Here is a 371-nt window from a genome sequence, read left to right on the forward strand (position 1 = left end):
GGCGCGACCGTTGTAGGCCGACTCATTGAGCGCGACGCCCGCAAGGATCTTCGCGTCGACGCTTGTATGCATGACGTCGAATGGTGTCTGCGCAGACGCACAGGCCCAGCCGCCACGGCGCTCGGTCAACGCGGCCTGCGCTTCGTCGTCAAGCGCTGCTGGCTGCAGCCACCCATTGCGCACCAGTAACGCCTGCAGGCTTTCCGGCGCGCCATCAACGAGCACAGATGCGAAGCCACGTGACCCCGGCGTGATGCTCTGCCCTCTTAGCGGTTGAGCCCATGTAAGGAAGCGCTGGAGGCCGCATGCGTACACGGGCCTGCCGGGAAGCTCCAGCACGAACCGCTCGCCGTGTTCTTCAACGACAAAGC

At 65.0% G+C, this 371-nt stretch carries 1 pseudogene; it reads right to left on the reverse strand.

Annotated features, from left to right (window positions below):
* A pseudogene (locus SB753_RS35280) lies at window positions 1–371 on the reverse strand (lytic transglycosylase); the annotation flags it as partial.

It is taken from the genome of Paraburkholderia sp. SIMBA_053 (assembly GCF_046534895.1).
GTDB classification, from domain to species: Bacteria; Pseudomonadota; Gammaproteobacteria; order Burkholderiales; family Burkholderiaceae; genus Paraburkholderia; species Paraburkholderia caledonica.